Source organism: Halalkalibacter sp. APA_J-10(15), assembly GCF_023017105.1.
Taxonomy (GTDB): domain Bacteria; phylum Bacillota; class Bacilli; order Bacillales; family Bacillaceae_D; genus Halalkalibacter.
Genome location: NZ_JALKEV010000003.1, coordinates 210,642 through 228,238, shown reverse-complemented (window position 1 = coordinate 228,238; position 17,597 = coordinate 210,642). Strand labels below are relative to the sequence as shown.

At 38.5% G+C, this 17,597-nt stretch carries 19 protein-coding genes; all 19 read right to left on the bottom strand.

Translation table 11 applies throughout. From position 1 onward, the window contains the following. Positions 1–5: 5 nt before the first annotated feature. On the bottom strand, positions 6–875 hold the full coding sequence (gene dapA / locus MW695_RS05395) for a 4-hydroxy-tetrahydrodipicolinate synthase (protein ID WP_247104029.1): 870 nt from the start codon (positions 873–875) through the stop codon (positions 6–8). Continuing rightward, entirely contained in the window at positions 875–2,092 is a 1,218-nt protein-coding gene (gene dapG / locus MW695_RS05390; protein WP_247104027.1) for an aspartate kinase, read from the bottom strand. Before dapG ends, dapA begins: the two co-directional genes overlap by 1 nt. Before the next feature lie 15 nt (positions 2,093–2,107). Beyond that, positions 2,108–3,151 carry an aspartate-semialdehyde dehydrogenase gene (gene asd / locus MW695_RS05385; protein WP_247104025.1) on the bottom strand — a complete coding sequence of 348 codons (1,044 nt, stop codon included), beginning with the start codon at positions 3,149–3,151 and terminating at the stop codon, positions 2,108–2,110. A 140-nt stretch (positions 3,152–3,291) separates the two neighbouring features. Continuing rightward, positions 3,292–3,885 (bottom strand): dipicolinate synthase subunit B, encoded by a 594-nt coding sequence (locus MW695_RS05380; RefSeq protein WP_247104022.1) that lies wholly within the window; start codon positions 3,883–3,885, stop codon positions 3,292–3,294. Between the two features lie 20 nt (positions 3,886–3,905). Further along, positions 3,906–4,781: a dipicolinic acid synthetase subunit A gene (gene dpaA / locus MW695_RS05375; protein ID WP_247104021.1), complete on the bottom strand. Its 876-nt coding sequence runs from the start codon at positions 4,779–4,781 to the stop codon at positions 3,906–3,908. A 266-nt stretch (positions 4,782–5,047) separates the two neighbouring features. After that, positions 5,048–5,302, bottom strand: coding sequence for a YlmC/YmxH family sporulation protein (locus MW695_RS05370; protein WP_247104019.1), 255 nt, complete (start codon positions 5,300–5,302; stop codon positions 5,048–5,050). Between the two features lie 119 nt (positions 5,303–5,421). Further along, the gene (locus MW695_RS05365) at positions 5,422–6,660 is read right to left on the bottom strand and encodes a M16 family metallopeptidase (protein WP_247104018.1); all 1,239 of its coding nucleotides are present in this window, start codon (positions 6,658–6,660) and stop codon (positions 5,422–5,424) included. Further along, on the bottom strand, positions 6,644–7,648 hold the full coding sequence (locus MW695_RS05360; RefSeq protein ID WP_247104017.1) for a polysaccharide deacetylase family protein: 1,005 nt from the start codon (positions 7,646–7,648) through the stop codon (positions 6,644–6,646). Before MW695_RS05360 ends, MW695_RS05365 begins: the two co-directional genes overlap by 17 nt. 93 nt (positions 7,649–7,741) lie before the next feature. Then, positions 7,742–9,841: a polyribonucleotide nucleotidyltransferase gene (gene pnp, locus MW695_RS05355; protein WP_247104016.1), complete on the bottom strand. Its 2,100-nt coding sequence runs from the start codon at positions 9,839–9,841 to the stop codon at positions 7,742–7,744. Between the two features lie 185 nt (positions 9,842–10,026). After that, positions 10,027–10,296 carry a 30S ribosomal protein S15 gene (rpsO, locus tag MW695_RS05350; RefSeq protein WP_035340672.1) on the bottom strand — a complete coding sequence of 90 codons (270 nt, stop codon included), beginning with the start codon at positions 10,294–10,296 and terminating at the stop codon, positions 10,027–10,029. A gap of 181 nt (positions 10,297–10,477) precedes the next feature. After that, on the bottom strand, positions 10,478–11,416 hold the full coding sequence (gene ribF / locus MW695_RS05345) for a riboflavin biosynthesis protein RibF (RefSeq protein WP_247104015.1): 939 nt from the start codon (positions 11,414–11,416) through the stop codon (positions 10,478–10,480). A 17-nt stretch (positions 11,417–11,433) separates the two neighbouring features. After that, positions 11,434–12,354, bottom strand: coding sequence for a tRNA pseudouridine(55) synthase TruB (gene truB, locus MW695_RS05340; protein WP_247104014.1), 921 nt, complete (start codon positions 12,352–12,354; stop codon positions 11,434–11,436). Between the two features lie 63 nt (positions 12,355–12,417). After that, positions 12,418–12,768 carry a 30S ribosome-binding factor RbfA gene (gene rbfA, locus MW695_RS05335; protein WP_247104013.1) on the bottom strand — a complete coding sequence of 117 codons (351 nt, stop codon included), beginning with the start codon at positions 12,766–12,768 and terminating at the stop codon, positions 12,418–12,420. Between the two features lie 20 nt (positions 12,769–12,788). After that, positions 12,789–13,070 carry a DUF503 domain-containing protein gene (locus tag MW695_RS05330; RefSeq protein WP_247104012.1) on the bottom strand — a complete coding sequence of 94 codons (282 nt, stop codon included), beginning with the start codon at positions 13,068–13,070 and terminating at the stop codon, positions 12,789–12,791. Beyond that, entirely contained in the window at positions 13,070–15,172 is a 2,103-nt protein-coding gene (gene infB, locus MW695_RS05325; RefSeq protein ID WP_247104011.1) for a translation initiation factor IF-2, read from the bottom strand. Before infB ends, MW695_RS05330 begins: the two co-directional genes overlap by 1 nt. 16 nt (positions 15,173–15,188) lie before the next feature. Next, positions 15,189–15,488 carry a YlxQ family RNA-binding protein gene (locus MW695_RS05320; RefSeq protein ID WP_247104010.1) on the bottom strand — a complete coding sequence of 100 codons (300 nt, stop codon included), beginning with the start codon at positions 15,486–15,488 and terminating at the stop codon, positions 15,189–15,191. Next, complete coding sequence (gene rnpM / locus MW695_RS05315; protein WP_247104009.1) at positions 15,488–15,760, bottom strand: RNase P modulator RnpM; 273 nt, start codon at positions 15,758–15,760, stop codon at positions 15,488–15,490. Before rnpM ends, MW695_RS05320 begins: the two co-directional genes overlap by 1 nt. An 18-nt stretch (positions 15,761–15,778) precedes the next feature. Further along, positions 15,779–16,891, bottom strand: coding sequence for a transcription termination factor NusA (nusA, locus tag MW695_RS05310; protein WP_247104007.1), 1,113 nt, complete (start codon positions 16,889–16,891; stop codon positions 15,779–15,781). Positions 16,892–16,923: 32 nt separating this feature from the next. Beyond that, complete coding sequence (rimP, locus tag MW695_RS05305; RefSeq protein WP_247104006.1) at positions 16,924–17,394, bottom strand: ribosome maturation factor RimP; 471 nt, start codon at positions 17,392–17,394, stop codon at positions 16,924–16,926. Positions 17,395–17,597 lie beyond the last annotated feature (203 nt).

Below are 17,597 nucleotides of genomic sequence, written 5' to 3'. Positions count from 1 at the left end.
ATCATTTAAATTTGTCTTATTTGTTGATCGATTAATTCTTTTTCTGCTTTTGTAATGGGAGCTAGTGGTAACCTAACTGAACCAACGTTGAAATGCAATTGAGAAATAGCATATTTCACACATACAGGGTTAGGTGCAATAAATAATGATTTCATAATAGGTAACAGCTGGCGATGTAATTGAGCTGCTTCTACTACGTTGCCATTTAAATAGGCGTGTATCATTTTTTGCATCTCTTTACCGATAAGATGCGCAGATACGGAGACTACGCCTTTCGCGCCAATTGCTAATGACGGTAAGGTTTGAGAATCATCACCTGTATAGACTTGAAAATGGTCATCTGTATTTTCAATAATTGTAGCAATTTGTTCTAGATCACCGCTAGCTTCCTTAATTGCTTGAATGTTCGCAATCTTCGACAAAGATATCGTTGTACTAGCATCAATCTGACTTCCTGTTCGACTCGGAATATTATAGAGCATGATAGGCAAATGGGTTGCTTGAGCAATAGCTTTGAAGTGTTCATATATACCTAGTTGTGAGGGTTTATTGTAGTAAGGAGAAACGAGCATAATTCCGTCTACACCGAGCTTCGTAGCCACTTCTGTAAGATGAATGGATGCTCGAGTATTATTTGTTCCGGTTCCAGCGATAATAGGAACTCTTTTCTGTGTGTAATCTACAGCTAGCTGAAATAAGCTAACTTTTTCATCATAGGTCAATGTAGGTGACTCACCTGTCGTACCAGCTAGAATAATAGCATCACTACCATTAGCAATTAGATGATCCAATAACTTTTTCGTTTGTTCATAATCAACCTTTCCTTCGCTATCAAAAGGGGTTAGCATTGCTGTTATGACTTTTCCGATGTCCATCATTCTTCCACTCCTTGTTGGTGTTCCACTTGATCAAGTTGAAAGATACGATGTAGAGCATTAACGGCACGGGTTAAATCCTTTTCCTTTACGAGAACCCATATCGTTGTATGTGAATCAGCTGATTGGAGAATTTGGATATTTTCTTGTGATAGAGCACTAACAATTTGTGCGGTTACACCCGGAACCCCTGCCATACCAGCACCTACAGCAGATACCTTCGCACAATATCGTACCACTTCAGGTGTATAGCCGACTTTTGCTAATTCAGAAATAGCCCTATCGACTTCATGTTGATTAACTGTATAAATAACTCCATTAGGATTCATATTTATGAAATCAATACTAATTTGAGCTTTGGCCATTGTCTTAAAAACGATTTCTTGAAAATCAAATTCACCATCTTTAGAAGATACCTTTAGTTGCGACACACCATTACGATGGGCAATACCAGTAATTAAACGATCACGTATTTGTTGCTTCGTTGTAACTGTCGTACCTTTTTGTTTGGAATACGTTGAACGTATGTGGATCGGAACTTGTGCTTGCATGGCAATTTCGACAGCGCGAGGGTGAATGACCTTAGCACCTTGATAAGCTAAGTTAGATAGTTCCTCGTACGTAATAGCATGTAAAGGCCTTGCTTCCTGTACAACTTTAGGATCAGCAGTCATAATTCCTTCTACATCTGAGAAGATATCGACCCATTTTGCTTTCACAGCAGCGCCAAGTGCCGTAGCTGAAGTATCACTACCTCCACGACCAAGTGTCGCAATATCTCCATCGACTGTTATTCCTTGAAATCCAGCAACGACAACAACATCTACGAGCTCGAGCTGTTGGATAAGGTTATCACAGTCCATTGCCATAATCTTTGCATTCGTAAATTCGTCATTTGTCTGAAATCCCGCTTTTGCACCAGAAAAAGCCGTTGCCTTTATATTTAAAGATCGTAATAAATCAGTAAAGACGACCGCCGAGATTAATTCACCACACGAAACAAGTAAATCTTGTTCGCGTGGCATTAATCTTTTTGTGTCAATTAAATTTAAAAGAGTGTCTGTTGCATAAGGTTCACCTTTTCTTCCCATAGCAGAAACAACAACAATCACTTTAAATCCTTCTTTAACAGCCTCTCGGACATGGTCTGCTGCTAACTGGCGACTAGATAAATCTCGGACAGACGTGCCACCGAACTTTTGGACGATGACTTTCATGATACACCTTCTTTTTTATTTTAGAAGATTAAGCTTCACGAGACTTTCAGCAATTTGAACAGAATTCCATGCTGCCCCTTTAAGGAGGTTATCAGAAACAATCCACATGTGATAGCCATTATCACGATCTAAATCTTTACGAATACGCCCTACAAAGACATCGTTTTTCCCGACACAATCTGAAGCTAATGGATACACTTGATTAGCAGGGTCATCTTGCAACGTGACACCAGGAGAATTTTCAAGCAATTCCTTTACTTGTTGAACAGTTGCTCCACCTTTTTCTGTTTCAATGTAAACTGATTCTGAATGCCCTGTTTCAACTGGAAGGCGTACACATGTTGCAGCCACTTCAAGCTCTGCCATATGCATGATTTTTTTCGTTTCATTCATCATTTTCATTTCTTCAAATGTGTACCCATTATCTTGGAATAGATCAATTTGTGGAATCGCATTAAACGCAATTTGATAATGTTTCTTATCTCCACTTACAGGTAAAATCTCAGGAGTAACATCTTTGCCTTCTAAAATATCTTTAGTTTGTTGTTTCATTTCTTCAATCGCTTCAAGACCAGCACCTGATACTGCTTGATACGTTGAAACGATCACTTTAGATAAGCCATACTTTTGACGTAACGGTTCAAGTGCTACGACCATTTGAATCGTTGAACAGTTTGGATTTGCAATAATACCATTATGTTCTTTTAGGTCTTCTTCATTTACTTCTGGGACTACCAATGGCACCTCTGGATCCATTCGAAATGCACTCGTATTGTCAACGACAATCGCACCTCTCTTTACCGCTTCAGGAGCGAGAGCTTTGGAAACAGATCCCCCTGCACTAAATAATGCAATTTGCACACCTTCAAATGACTCAGGAGTTGCCTCTTCTACAGTATATTCTTGACCTTTAAAAGTGATTACTTTCCCCGCAGAACGTTTAGAAGAAAGCAACTTTAAACTTCCAATCGGAAAGTCTCTCTCCTCTAACGTTTTAAGCATTTGTTGACCTACTGCGCCTGTTGCACCAACAACAGCTACATGAAATTGATTTGACATTTTGGTAATCTCCCTTCACTACTACAATTTAATAACGAATAGATGGAATGATTATAGCATATCCAAGACAAGTTCGTTTCAATTTTTTCTCCTATTAAACTGTAAGGGATAGTTGGCTTTTGTGCAACACCGCAATTTGCTTAATCTTTGAACTTTTCGATTAAGACAGGTTGATATTGCTTCCCAGCTATAGCAGACTCAACAGTATCAACTAATGCTTCCATTCTTGCTACTAGAGAGGTTGGCTTATTCATAGGATCATCCTGACCAAAAGGAATAAAATAAATATTTTTTGTTGCCATTAATCGCATTATATTGACTCCATTTAATCCAAGTGCATCATTTGTAGATATACCAAGGACGACTGGCCTCCCACTTCTAAGCGTAGCCTTCGCTCCCATTAAAACAGGTCCATCTGTCTGTGCATTAGCGAGCTTACTCGTTGAATTCCCTGTTATTGGAGCAATGATCATACAATCAAGAGGTGTTTTCGGACCAAATGGTTCAGCTTTTACAATGGAGTCAACTATTGACTGTCCGGTTAAATCTTGAATTTTATTTAACCAATAGCCACTTGTACCGAATTTCGTATCCGTTGTCTGGACATTATGTGATACGAAAGGAGTTACCTTTGCACCTAGCTGTTTTAATTTTTCAATTTGAGGAACAACCTCTTCATACGTACAATGTGATGCCGATATTCCAAAACCAATGTGCTTGCCTTCTAATCCCATTTATTATCCTCCTTCAACTCTTAATTCTCCGCTAACAAATCCGCTAAAACAGCAGCAAGAATTTGACCAGCTGTTTTAGGAGCGACAATTCCAGGCAAGCCTGGAGCTAGCAGTGCTTTTATTCCGCGCTTCTCGGCAAACCTAAAATCAGTTCCCCCTGGTTTTGATGCAAGATCAATGATGAGAGCATGTAACTTCATCCCCATTAATACTTTTGCCGTTAAAATCATACTTGGTACGGTGTTGATCACAATGTCAACATCCTTTACATGTTCAATGATTTGATTCGTATGAAATGGTTCCAATCCCATTTCTGTAATTCTCGCAATTTGTGCAGGATCATTCGCTCCGACCTTCACTTTAGCTCCTAATGCCGCAAATGTTCGTGCTAACGACATACCGATTCTCCCTAATCCAAGAACAGCAATGTTGGAACGATGCACGGTCATATCCGTATGCTGAATAGCCATCATGACAGTTCCTTCTGCAGTGGGGATCGAATTGTATATAGCTACATCGTCACGTTCCATTAGCTTTACTAATGACCTATCACACGAACTCACGATCGAATCTAACGTGTCATTGCTTATTCCTGTGTAAATAACACAATGCTCAGGTGTTTCAAGTAAAAATTCTTCTTTAAATATGATCGGTTCATTCGAGAAAATCGTATCGATATGTCCATCTACACTCATACCACTTACCGGCAAAATGATGGCATCCGTTTTTGACCAATCAACGTGTTCAATTACTTCTTTAGTCGCACCAATATACCCATCATTCAATTGATCAAACCCAACTAAAGTTAATTGTGCATCTAAACTTGATAACTTGTGAATAATTTCAATTTGACGGGCGTCTCCACCGAGCAGAACAATATGTTTATTTGTTAACATGAAAACTCTGTTCTCCTTTCACAAACAACACTTCTCTATACGCATCTGCCACACAAATCAAACGCAAGACGAGAACAACACCGATATACCACATCATATGAACTAATGGAATAATAGGTGAATGAATAGAAGATGAGCAAATAAAGAAAATCATTCTAGACTTTTCTCGTAAGATCTACTCCAATCGACCACAATGCCTATTGTATTTTTTTCTTTATTTCTGAACAAAAAAAACCCGCCAGTATGGCGAGCTTTCATGATTAAGACTACATCATTTCATCTGAATTTGCTTCTAATTCAATAATGATCATGTCTTCACCAATCTTTTTAATTTGTTTCCAATAAACAGTATACTCTTTATCCTTCTTTCCGAATCCAAACCATTTCATCGTTGGAATAATAAAAGCTTGTATTTCTCCTGTCTCTTCGTCAATTTGTAAATCAGTTTGCCCTAATATACCTAACCGTTCTCCTTTTTGAAAATCAATGATTTCTTTATTACTAATTTCGCTTAACCTCATCTCCATCCTCCTTATCGATGTTTTGTACACCATATGAACGATGAATCAAAAAAAGACCACCTCGCTAAGGGCACTGAAAAAGTTTGTTTTTTTCACTTTTCAAGTGCCCTTTCATGGAACTATTGAAATATGCTTGGAATCGATTCATTTTGTTGAATAAGTGAAATCGATGGATTTTTTGTTAAAATCGATGAAGCTAATTGATTTACTGTGTTTAATTCTACTCGATCAATCTCTTTAATCATTTCATCAAGTGAACGATGTTGATTTAATAACAATTCATTCTTCCCATTCCGACTCATTCTACTATTTGTGCTCTCTAAGCTTAGCATGATGTTTCCTTTTAATTGCTCTTTTCCATATTTCAGTTCCTGTTCAGATAATCCTTTCTCCGCAAGTTCTGATATCGTTAATTGAATCGCTTCTGCTAAATCATTTAACTGCTGATGACCCGTTCCAGCGTAAACAGTTAGTAATCCACTGTCACAATACGAAGAATGGTATGAGAAAACGGAATAACATAGCCCTCTCTTCTCTCTAATTTCTTGAAATAGGCGACTACTCATACTTCCGCCTAAGTAATTATTCAACACAATCAGCCCATACACATCATCGTGTCCAATTGGTAAGCCTGGATACCCAAGACAAATATGAGCTTGCTCTGTATCCTTCTTACGAACAACATGATTAGGTGAAAAGACTGGGCTGTTTAATATAGGCTTGTTGGGGGTTTTTTTAACCTTTGCAAATGTATTCGTTAATTGTTCCATTAAATCATCAGTAATATTTCCAGCTACTGATATGACAACATAATCCCCTGTATAATATTGATTCATGTAATCTCTTAAATGACTTTCATTGAATTCTCCCAATGTTTGAACTGTTCCTAAAATCGGATATCCTAATGAATGATTTCCATAGCTAGCTTCACTTAACAAATCATGCACGATATCATCTGGAGTATCGTCAACCATCTTAATTTCTTCAAATACAACATTCTTTTCTTTTTCTAATTCATCCTCTGCAAAGACTGAATGAAAAAACATATCGGAGAGTACATCAACCGCTACCTTCGAATGTGTATCCAAAACCTTCGCATAATAACAGGTATATTCCTTTGACGTAAATGCATTGACTTGACCACCAATACGATCAAATTCTTCTGCAATATCGGCAGCTGACCTTGTCTTTGTTCCTTTAAACAGCATATGTTCTATAAAATGAGAAATCCCATTTTCATTTTCCTTTTCAAATCTGGACCCTGTACCTACCCATATTCCTATTGAAATAGAACGGACAGATGGAATATGCTCAGATACAATACGAACACCGTTGTCTAATTTAATTGTCTTGACCATTCGTGATCCTCCTATTTTCGTCAAACGTATTTAGTAATACCCTTTTTTCTGATAGTAAATCTGAAACCGTACCTACTTTAAATCCTTTTTCTTTGCTGTTTAATATAAGCTGTTCTAAGCCTCCAGCAGCTGATTCAGTTGGGTGCATGAGTATCATCGCACCAGGGTGCAGTTTATTCGTTACTCGTTGAACCATTTCTTCTACTGATGGATTACGCCAATCTATAGTATCAACTGACCACATAACGGTTTTCATTCCAAATTGTTCAGCACGATCAACGACTGCTTGATTATAGCTTCCGCTTGGAGGAGCAAACCATTTCGGTGTCACTTCTAATGCCGCTTCAATTGCTTTATTTGTTCTTTCCAATTCTTCATCTACCCGTTCTTTCGTCAATTTACTCATATCAGGATGGGAATACGCATGATTGCCGATTTCATGCCCTTCTTCAATAAGCATTTTTGCTAATTGTGGGTTTTTCTTAACCCATGAGCCATCTAAGAAAAACGTTACATGAATATTATGTTTTTTTAACGTTTTCAGCATTTCTGGAATGTATTCATTTCCCCAAGCTACATTAATGAGAAAAGCAACCATCGGTTTTTCTTCGTTCCCCTTATAAATTGCAGCAGGTGGAAGATCGTCTAAATGGATAGACGGAGCTACTTCTTCAAAAACGATTTTGCGCTCATCAAATTGCATGTCATCTTTTACTTTTTCATATGTAGCATCTATATCAACACGTATTCCATTATATCCCGGTATTGCTTTCCAAACTCGATCAATCCGTGCATCTATCGCAGGCTCTTCATATTCCTTTGCACTAGCCATAATTTGTTTGTACAGTGGATCTTGTTCATTTAAAACTGCTTCAGATTCATATTTTAAGGTATGCAAATAATGAGTTGAGAATGGATTTTGAACGATACTAAATGATAACAAAATAACGATTGCAAATGTACAAATATGAATGAACTTTTTCCCCATATCCTTTGCCTCCTCTCATCCGATATTATGCAAGAGAGGGACAGGTTAGAACAAAAAGGGGGACTAGGCTTTACCCCCAATCCCCGAACATCATTACTGATCTTGTTTTTGTTCTTTTAATACCACTTTTCTTGAAAGGTTGACTCTACCTTGATTATCAATTTCTGTCACTTTAACCAAGATTTCATCACCGATTTTTACAACATCTTCAACTTTATTTATTCGTTCCTCCGCAAGCTGTGATATATGAACAAGTCCATCTTTTCCTTTGAACAATTCAACAAAAGCACCGAATTTCTCAATACGTTTTACTTTTCCGAGGTACGTTTGTCCAACCTCAACTTCGCGAACGAGATCTTCAATAATTGTCTTTGCTTTTTGATTCATCTCCATATCAACAGATGAAATATACACTTTTCCATCTTGTTCAATGTCAATTTTAACTCCTGTTTCTTCAATGATTTTATTGATTACTTTTCCACTTGGACCAATAACATCACGAATCTTATCAGCGTTAATTTGCATCGTCAAGATTTTAGGAGCATATGTCGATAGCTCTTGTCGGAACTCGCCAATTGCACTTAGCATGTTATCAAGAATAACAAGACGACCTTTTTTAGCTTGTGCTAATGCTTCTTCAAGAATTTCGCGGTTAATACCAGCAATTTTAATATCCATCTGCAGAGCGGTTACACCCTCTTTTGTTCCGGCTACTTTGAAATCCATGTCACCTAAAGCATCTTCCATACCTTGAATATCCGTCAAAACTGTGACATATTCATCCTGTTTCACAAGTCCCATCGCAATCCCGGCAACAGGTGCTTTAATTGGTACACCTGCATCCATCATCGCAAGCGTACTTGCACAAATGCTCGCTTGAGATGTTGAGCCATTTGATTCTAATACTTCAGATACGAGTCGAACTGTATAAGGGAACGTAGCTTCATTAGGAATAACCGGCTCCAAAGCACGTTCACCGAGTGCGCCATGTCCAATTTCACGTCTACCAGGACCACGGATTGGACCTGTTTCACCAACACTAAATTGTGGGAAATTGTAATGATGCATGAAGCGCTTTGATTCTTCTATACCAAGTCCATCTAAGATTTGAACATCTCCTAAAGGACCTAACGTACAAATACTTAATGCCTGAGTTTGTCCACGTGTAAACAAGCCAGATCCATGAGTTCTTGGTAGAAGTTTCACCTGTGATGATAGAGGCCGAATTTCATCCACTTGACGACCATCTGGACGTACTTTTTCAACCGTAATTAATCGGCGTACTTCTTCCTTCACAATTTTGTGTAGCGTTTCACTCACATCATCTAATTTAATGTCTTCACGCTCAGCAAATGATTCCTTAACACGATTACTAATTGAATCAATCGCCTCAGCTCTAGCATGTTTCTCTTGAACTTGTACAGCAGCTTTTAACTCTGCCTCAGCTATCGACCGAACCTCTTGCTCCAATTCAGTATCAATCGTTTTTAAGGTGACTTCCATCTTCTCTTTTCCAACAGCTTCTACAATTTCCTCTTGAAATGTAATTAATTTCTTAATTTCATCATGGCCAAACATGATCGCTTCAAGCATGGCTTCTTCCGATACTTCCTTTGCTCCTGCTTCAACCATATTAATCGCATCTTTCGTTCCAGCTACAACTAAATCAATATCGCTGTTCTCAAGTTGCTCCGTTGTTGGATTAATAATAAATTCTCCATCTAATCGACCTATCGTCACACCGGCAATTGGCCCTTCAAATGGGATGTCTGATACAGATAGAGCTAATGATGATCCGATCATAGCCGCCATTTCAGATGAAGCATTCGTATCAGAGCTCATCACAATACTAATGACTTGAACTTCATTACGAAATCCATCTTGAAAAAGTGGGCGAATCGGTCTATCAATTAGACGACTCGTTAGGATCGCTCGCTCACTCGGACGACCTTCACGTTTAATAAAACCACCTGGGATTTTACCAGCTGCATATAAACGTTCTTCATAATTTACCGTCAAGGGAAAAAAAGGTAAATCTTTAGGTTCCTTTGAAGCTGTCGCTGTCGATAACACCGCAGAGTCTCCATACCTTACAAGTACTGCTCCATTTGCTTGCTTGGCCAATTGTCCAGTCTCAACTGTTAAAGTCCGACCAGCCCAATCCATTGTAAATACATGATTCGTTTGTTCCATTTACGCGTACTCCTCTCGTACACCAATATCAATACATTTATTATAACCTTCCAAACATCATTTTATAAGGGAAGGGTTCAATCCCATACTAGAACATATGTATTCATTTCTTTTCCCTAGCCACTTTTAACATAAAAGCTGAAATACTAAGAAAAAAGCGGGAACACTCCCGCTTTCTGACATAACTATCGACGTAAACCAAGCTTGTCAACTAGGTTACGATAACGTGTAACATCTTTCTTACGTAAGTAAGTTAAAAGATTACGACGTTGACCAACCATCTTTAAAAGACCACGACGTGAATGGTGATCCTTCTTATGAGTACGTAAGTGCTCATTTAATGTGTTGATTTGCTCAGTAAGGATAGCTACTTGAACTTCTGGAGAACCAGTGTCCGTATCGTGCGTTTTGAACTCCGCAATCAGTTCATTTTTACGCTCTTGAGTTAATGCCATCCTATCCACCTCCTTCTCAATAATCTCCTATTCCCTAGCAACCGTCGGTGAGTCGGTATGCCAAGAAACGGATTGTACATACGTACATATATAGTGTAACCTTTCAACCTTTAGATTGCAAGCACAAACACTAAATTAACCAACCTTCCTATTCTTAAAACAACACTAATTCCCCATAATATTATCGATTTGCAAAAAAGGCTTTTGCTGTCTGTTTATCTTTAGTAATTTGACTTACTAACTCATTAACATTAGAAAATTTTTGCTCATCTCTAATTCGTTTTAACCATCTTACCTCTACTTCTTTTCCGTATATCGACTGGTCAAAATTAAATATATGAACTTCAATTGATGGCTTTTCACGCTCAGCATGAAAAGTCGGTTTATATCCAATATTACAGACGCCTTCATGCTTTTTTTGATCGACTATGAACTCTACTGCATAAACACCGACCTTCGGAATTGTATAAGGCTCCCTTATCGCAATATTAGCAGTAGGGAACCCAATTTGACGGCCTCTTTTTTCCCCATCACTTACAGTCCCTTTTATCACATAAGCTCGTGATAGTAGGTGAGCGGCATGTTCAATCTCCCCATCGACAATTAATTTACGTATTCGTGTTGAACTAACTTTTTCGTTATTCTCACTAAGCTTATCAACAGTTGTCAAATTAAATTGGCCTTGAGCATGATCGATCAATGTTTTCATGTTTCCTTTACCCATTGCTCCGTATGTGAAATCAAAGCCAGCCACCACATGAATGACTTCTAAAGATCGTAAATAATCATCAACAAACTGTTGAGGAGTAAGGCGTGAAAATGGAATCGAAAATTCTATTACGTATAAATAATCGACACCTAGCTGTTCTAAATACTTCATTTTGTCCGGCAACGATGTAATAACGTGCATCCGTTCGTTATCAGGCCTTAATACTTCTAAAGGATGTGGATAAAAGGTCATAACAGATAAAGGTACACCACTCGCATTCGCCTCACTCTTTGCCTGCTCAATGACAAGCTGATGCCCTTTATGAACACCATCAAAAAAACCTAAAGCCATAACTGTACGTTGTTTATATTCATTTGCCTCAATCGGATGCTTTATAAAAATCGTTTCCATCTATTCACCTCTTCTCTTCACTGCAAAGGCTGTCCACCTATCCAGAACATTTTCTCTGGCTTGTACTTACCTTCTTTTTCAGGATGTTCTTTGTAAATAGCTAAACACTCTCCTGCTTCATTATAAACGGAAAAGCGTGACCATTTGTGATCAAAAGGTATTACAGCTCCATTTTTTATCAATGGTTCCACTTCGGTAGCAACAACTACTTTTGGAAAATGGTTAATAGCCGTTTCAAAAGGCTGCAAAACGGTATGAAGGCTTCCTTTTTCCTTTAAAGATTCTAATTGCTCAAATGTAAAACTGTCCTCTAATTTATAAGGTCCTGCCCCGATTCGAACGAGATCAGACATATGAGCTGGATACCCTAAACGTTTTCCAATATCAACCGCTAGTGTTCTCACGTATGTACCTTTACTGCATAAAACATTGAATCGAAATAAAACTTGATTGTTTTTGTGCTCGACATCAGATATTAGCTGTAATCGTTTAATCTGTACATGACGTTTCGGACGCTCGATCACTTTTCCTTCTCTAGCATACGCATATAATCGTTTACCGTTCACTTTCACAGCTGAGTACATCGGAGGAACTTGAACAATATGACCAACAAATTCATCGAGAACGGTCTCCATTTCCTTTTTTGTCCATGTTTCAGTAACAGCCTGACTTTCTAAAATATCACCACTTCGATCTTCTGTCGTTGTGGAATAACCGATCGTCAGCTCAGCATTGTACTCCTTCTCATATCCTGACATATATTCAACAACTTTCGTTCCCTTACCAATACAAATAGGCAAAACACCATTAACATCCGGATCTAAAGTCCCTGTATGCCCCACTTTTTTTGTTTGAAAAATTCTTCTTATTTTCATGACACAATCATGTGAAGTATAGCCTCTTGGCTTATGTAATACAAGAATTCCGCTTTGTTCCATACAATAACCTCCACTTAAACCGTAAAAGAGGATAGACGGAAACCTCCTCTATCCTCCTACATATTAATGATCTTTGCGATTTACATCTTGTAAAAGCGTCTCAATGCGATTACCATATTCGATTGACTCATCAAACTCAAACAGAAGCTCTGGAGTTTTTCGCAAACGAATTCGCTTTCCAATTTCAGTACGGATAAAGCCCCTCGCTTTTGATAACCCTTGTATCGTTGCCTCTTTTTCTTCTTCATTACCAAGTGCTGTAATAAACACTTTCGCTTGTTGTAAATCACCCGTTACATCTACTCCCGTAACCGTAACAAACTTCACACGAGGATCTTTCACTTCTCGCATAATAATGTCGCTTAACTCTTTTTTAATTTGCTCACCAACACGATGCGATCGAACATTACCCATGTTTTTTCACTCCTATAAGCCTACAACCATTCAAAGGTCATCACAGTTCGTTCAATAGCAGGTATAGAGTCAATCAGCGCCAATGCCCGTTGCAGTTCTCGTTCACATACTTTTTTATTCATTGACACAGTCACAATCCCAAGTTCAGCGCGCTGCCAAACATCGTGATGACCTACTTCTGCTACTGACAGGTTGTATTTTTGCTTTAATTTTGATTGTACACTTTTAATGATAGAACGCTTTTCTTTTAACGATTGCACATCATATATAAGGAGCTCTAAGCGTACTGAGCCGATAACCATTACCGTTCAATTTCTTGCATAACGTACGCTTCGATGACATCACCTTCTTTAATGTCATTAAAGTTCTCAAGCGTAATCCCGCACTCATACCCAGCAGAAACTTCCTTTGCATCATCTTTGAAACGCTTTAGAGCATTGATTTCACCTTCATAAATGACAATGCCATCACGAATAAGACGAACGGTTGAATCCCTAGTTACTTTTCCATCAGTGACATAGGAACCGGCAATCGTTCCAACTTTAGAAACTTTAAATGTTGTTCGAACTTCAACCTGACCAATGACTTTTTCTTCATATTCAGGATCAAGAAGCCCCTTCATAGCTGCTTCTATTTCATCGATTGCATTATAAATAACACGGTGTAGGCGCACATCTACCTTTTCTGAGTCTGCTGTGCGTTTTGCATTTACGTCTGGTCTAACGTTAAAGCCAATCACAATTGCATTTGAGGCAGAGGCTAACATCACATCGTATTCATTAATCGCTCCAACACCTGTATGAATAATTTTTACTTTCACACCGTCCACTTCAATTTTCTCAAGTGAACCTCTCATCGCTTCAACAGAGCCCTGTACGTCAGCTTTGATGATAATATTGATTTCCTTTACCTCACCTTGCTGAATTTGATCAAATAAATCATCCAGGCTCACTTTTGAACTAGACGCAAGGTTTGCTTCACGCTGACGGCTCATTCGAACCTCACCGATTTGACGCGCTTTCCTTTCATCTTCAAATGCTTGGAATTGGTCTCCCGCAAGTGGCACTTCATTTAAACCGGTAATTTCAACTGGTGTGGAAGGTCCGACTTGCTTCACTCGACGACCAAGATCATTTACCATAGCTCGAACACGACCAAAAGCTGATCCAACAACAATTGGATCTCCTACTTTTAATGTCCCTGCTTGGACGAGTAAAGTGGCAACTGCACCACGACCTTTATCTAGTTCAGCCTCAATGACAGTTCCGCGTCCAAGCTTATTAGGGTTCGCTTTTAGTTCCTCCACTTCAGAAACGAGCAAAATCATCTCTAGTAGCTCATCAATACCAGTTCCCGCTAAGGCTGAGACATTAACAAAGATTGTGTCTCCTCCCCATGCTTCAGGTACAAGTTCATACTCTGTAAGCTCTTGCATGACACGATCAGGATTAGCTGACTCTTTATCAATCTTATTAACTGCTACAATAATCGGAACTCCTGCTGCTTTCGCATGGCTAATCGCTTCTTTCGTTTGTGGCATAACACCATCATCAGCAGCAACAACTAGAATCGTTATGTCTGTTACTTGTGCTCCACGCGCACGCATGGTTGTAAAGGCAGCATGTCCAGGAGTATCAAGAAATGTTACTTTCTTACCGTTTGATTCAACTTGGTATGCGCCAATATGCTGAGTGATTCCACCGGCTTCTCCTTCAGTTACTTTTGTATGGCGAATAGAATCTAATAAAGTTGTCTTACCATGGTCAACGTGCCCCATAATAGTCACAACTGGTGGTCTCTCTTCTAAGTCTTCCTCTTTATCCTCTTCAATCATACTTTCGAAGTCGGTTTCATCGATTACAATTTCTTCCTCTACCTCAACCCCATAATCACCAGCAATTAATTCAATCGTATCTTTATCGAGATCTTGATTAATCGTCGCCATTACACCTAAGAACATTAACTTCTTAATAATTTCAGATGGTTCTTTGTGTATTTTAGCAGCTAATTCTCCTACAGTTAATGATTCTTGATACGTGATTTTCTCCGGAAGAGGTTGAGGTGCTTTCGACTGCTGATTTTGTTTTGCTTGTTGTTGATGGCCTTTGTTTTGATGACCTCTTTGTGGCTTCTTTTTATTATTCGTGTTTCCTTTTTTCTGCTGATGCTGACCGTTCTTCTGATTCGCAGGACGGTTAGGCTTATCTTGTTTCTTCTGTTTTGTGTCTTCCTTTTTAGACGACTCGTTACTCTCACTTTTCCCTTCGAGAGACTCTAACATTTTCGAGTCAAGAACAGACATATGATTCGAAACTTCAAACCCTTTTTCTTTTAACTTTGTAATGACTTCTTTACTTGCTACATTCTTCTCTTTAGCATATTCATATATTCGCATTTTCTTCATGTACTTCCCTCCAACATCATTCATCTATTTGAGCGATTAATTTCTTCGCAAAACCACCATCCATTACAGCGACAACAACTCTTTCTGGCTTCCCAATAGACTGTCCAAGTTCAACTCGATTTGATACGAGTCGGATGGGGATATTGTAATATTCACATTTATTTATGATTCGTTTTTTAGTCAGGTCTGAACCATCTTGTGCAACTAATACTAGCTTCGCAGTCGACCTTCTAACCTCACTTAGAACAAGTTCTTCACCGGTTACAAGTTTTCGGGCTCTTGCAGCTAAGCCTAAAAGCGAAAGCCATTTAGCCATTATTTCCTTCCTTTCTTACTTGCAAGCTGAAGTTGATCATAGACATCAGAATCAACATGAACTTGTAAGTGCCTTGATAGGACATCTTTCTTCTTAGCTAGCTCAAAACATTCATCACTGTTTGTGATGTACGCCCCACGACCATTTTTTTTGCCAGAAGGGTCAATGGAGACTTCTCCTTCTGGTGAACGAACAATTCGAATCAGTTCTTGCTTCGGTTTCATTTCATTTGTTACAATGCATTTCCGAAGAGGAATCTTGCGTTTCTTCATCTTCCACCATCTCCTCTATTAAAAGGGTTGGTCTGTACTATATACGTCTTCATCATTTTTGACAGTGATAAAGCCTTCTTCATCAAACAAACCTAATTCCTTTGCATCAGATTCACTTTTAATATCTACTTTCCAACCAGTAAGCTTTGCTGCTAAGCGAGCATTTTGCCCTCGCTTCCCAATTGCTAATGAAAGTTGATAATCAGGAACAATAACCTGTGTCATTTTCTCTTCTTCGTTTACTTTTACCTTTAAAACCTTTGACGGGCTAAGTGCATTCGCAACATACTCAACAGGATCCTCAGACCAACGAACAATATCAATCTTCTCACCTTTTAATTCATTAACGATCGTTTGAACACGTTGTCCTCTTGGCCCTACGCATGAGCCTACTGGGTCTACCTCTGGATTATCAGCATGCACTGCGATCTTTGACCGATCACCCGCTTCACGAGAAACCGATTTAATTTCAACTGTTCCATCATAGATTTCTGGAACTTCTAGTTCAAATAATCGCTTTAAAAGCCCTGGATGTGTACGTGATATAAGAATTTGCGGTCCCTTTGTTGTCTTCTCGACCTTCGTAATATAAGCTTTTATACGATCATTATGACGATACGACTCATTTGGCATCTGTTCATTTAAAGGAAGAAGCGCTTCGACTTTTCCTAAGTCGACATAAATAAAGCGGTGATCCTGTCTTTGAACGATCCCCGTCATAATGTCTTCTTCACGATCGATGAAATCAGCATATATAATTCCTCGCTCAGCTTCCCGAACACGTTGTGTAACAACTTGTTTAGCCGTTTGTGCAGCAATTCGACCGAAATCCTTTGGCGTTACTTCAATCTCCACAACATCATCGACTTCATAGTTTGGATTGACTTTTTGAGCCTCATCTAAAGAGATTTCTAACCTAGCATCAAATACTTCTTCCACGACGGTTTTGCGCGCAAAAACACGAATGCTACCATTTTCTCGATTTACATCGACACGTACATTTTGTACCTGATTAAAGTTTCGTTTATACCCTGAAATAAGAGCAGCCTCAATAGCTTCAATAATAACATCTTTTTTAATACCTTTTTCTTTTTCTAACGTAACTAGTGCATCCATAAATTCACTATTCATGGAGTTTATTTCCCCCTTCCAAAATTAAGAGCTTAAAATACAATCGCCAATCTTGCATTGGCTACTTTATCAATCGGAATTTCAACCGCGCTAGTTCGTGTTTTAACCTTCACTTCAAGCTCTAGCGTGCTATTATCAAATGAAGTTAAAAGACCTTCGAATTCTTTAGCACCTTTAATAGGTTCATATGTCTTCACATAAATATTCTTACCAATTGCCTTCGTAAAATCCTTTTCCTTTTTTAAAGGACGTTCGGCCCCTGGTGAAGAAACCTCTAAGAAGTATGCTTGCTCAATTGGATCAAGCTCATCTAGCTTTTCACTTAAATGTTCACTCACTTTACTACAGTCTTCTAGATCAACTCCACTGTCAGAATCAATGAACACACGTAAAAACCAATTTGGTCCTTCTTTTTTAAATTCAACATCAACTAATTCCAATTGTAGGCTATCAAGAATTGGTGATACCAATTCTGAAGCCATTTCAGTTGTCTTTTTACTCATTAGTACCTCCTTGCTAAACAGCAACCAAAAGGTTCACTCCTCACTTATTATAAGTGATTTCACAAAACCTCATTAAAATTTAGCAATTTATCATGTTCAATTTCATCCCATGGAACAAAGGAAAGAGTGGGTTTCCCCCACTCTTTCTCGTGAATGTATTCTAAGTATTACCATAAATACAATACCATACTCTATACGTCAAT

Coding starts and splice junctions, on each gene's coding strand:
- rnpM (WP_247104009.1), bottom strand. CDS start 15,760: ATGAAGAAACGCAAGATTCCTCTTCGGAAATGCATTGTAACAAATGAA.
- nusA (WP_247104007.1), bottom strand. CDS start 16,891: ATGAATAGTGAATTTATGGATGCACTAGTTACGTTAGAAAAAGAAAAA.
- ribF (WP_247104015.1), bottom strand. CDS start 11,416: ATGGAAACGATTTTTATAAAGCATCCGATTGAGGCAAATGAATATAAA.
- MW695_RS05370 (WP_247104019.1), bottom strand. CDS start 5,302: ATGAGGTTAAGCGAAATTAGTAATAAAGAAATCATTGATTTTCAAAAA.
- rimP (WP_247104006.1), bottom strand. CDS start 17,394: ATGAGTAAAAAGACAACTGAAATGGCTTCAGAATTGGTATCACCAATT.
- MW695_RS05365 (WP_247104018.1), bottom strand. CDS start 6,660: ATGGTCAAGACAATTAAATTAGACAACGGTGTTCGTATTGTATCTGAG.
- pnp (WP_247104016.1), bottom strand. CDS start 9,841: ATGGAACAAACGAATCATGTATTTACAATGGATTGGGCTGGTCGGACT.
- rbfA (WP_247104013.1), bottom strand. CDS start 12,768: ATGGGTAATGTTCGATCGCATCGTGTTGGTGAGCAAATTAAAAAAGAG.
- truB (WP_247104014.1), bottom strand. CDS start 12,354: ATGGAACAAAGCGGAATTCTTGTATTACATAAGCCAAGAGGCTATACT.
- infB (WP_247104011.1), bottom strand. CDS start 15,172: ATGAAGAAAATGCGAATATATGAATATGCTAAAGAGAAGAATGTAGCA.
- dapG (WP_247104027.1), bottom strand. CDS start 2,092: ATGAAAGTCATCGTCCAAAAGTTCGGTGGCACGTCTGTCCGAGATTTA.
- MW695_RS05380 (WP_247104022.1), bottom strand. CDS start 3,885: ATGGGATTAGAAGGCAAGCACATTGGTTTTGGAATATCGGCATCACAT.
- MW695_RS05320 (WP_247104010.1), bottom strand. CDS start 15,488: ATGGCTAAATGGCTTTCGCTTTTAGGCTTAGCTGCAAGAGCCCGAAAA.
- rpsO (WP_035340672.1), bottom strand. CDS start 10,296: ATGGCATTAACTCAAGAGCGTAAAAATGAACTGATTGCGGAGTTCAAA.
- MW695_RS05360 (WP_247104017.1), bottom strand. CDS start 7,648: ATGGGGAAAAAGTTCATTCATATTTGTACATTTGCAATCGTTATTTTG.
- dapA (WP_247104029.1), bottom strand. CDS start 875: ATGGACATCGGAAAAGTCATAACAGCAATGCTAACCCCTTTTGATAGC.
- asd (WP_247104025.1), bottom strand. CDS start 3,151: ATGTCAAATCAATTTCATGTAGCTGTTGTTGGTGCAACAGGCGCAGTA.
- MW695_RS05330 (WP_247104012.1), bottom strand. CDS start 13,070: ATGGTTATCGGCTCAGTACGCTTAGAGCTCCTTATATATGATGTGCAA.
- dpaA (WP_247104021.1), bottom strand. CDS start 4,781: ATGTTAACAAATAAACATATTGTTCTGCTCGGTGGAGACGCCCGTCAA.